The organism is Candidatus Accumulibacter vicinus (assembly GCF_000584955.1).
GTDB lineage: Bacteria > Pseudomonadota > Gammaproteobacteria > Burkholderiales > Rhodocyclaceae > Accumulibacter > Accumulibacter vicinus.
The window spans coordinates 213,268-213,744 of sequence record NZ_JDSS02000006.1; the positions used below are offsets into that span (position 1 = coordinate 213,268).

General features: G+C 67.3%; 1 protein-coding gene. It reads left to right on the top strand.

Translation table 11 applies throughout. The features are described 5' to 3' along the window. Positions 1-67: 67 nt before the first annotated feature. The coding region (locus CAPSK01_RS01815; RefSeq protein ID WP_034921491.1) for a DUF5682 family protein at positions 68-477 on the top strand (410 nt) is incomplete at its 3' end.

Genomic DNA, 477 nt, shown 5'->3' on the forward strand with positions numbered 1-477 from the left:
GGCCTCGCCAAAATAGTTGAGCAGGAGGACGCGACGGCACTGCACCCGATGCGACGGCGATCATGCCTTGTGGGACCACCTGTTCGAAGCGAATCCGCTGGGCACGCCCTTCGCTCTGGACGACCTGGAGGCCCGCCTGAGCGTCTATTTCCACGAACTGCGCGGCGATCCGGCGGCCAACGGCAGCCCGCAGGATGCCGCCCGCGAGCGTTGTATGGCCAGTTGGCTGGCCTGGGCCGTTGCCCGCTTTCCTGGGCAAGCGATCCTTCTGGTTTGTGGCGGTTGGCACAAACGCGCCATCGAAGCCCTGTGGCCGGGCCTGAACGTCACCGAGGAACCGCGCGCCGCCGCGCCAGCCGATCCGCTGGCCGGCGGGGCATACCTCGTCCCCTGCGAAACCCGTCAGCTGGAAGCGCTCGCCGGCTACGCGGCGGGAATGCAATCGCCGCTCTATTACGAATGGCTGGCCGAACATGG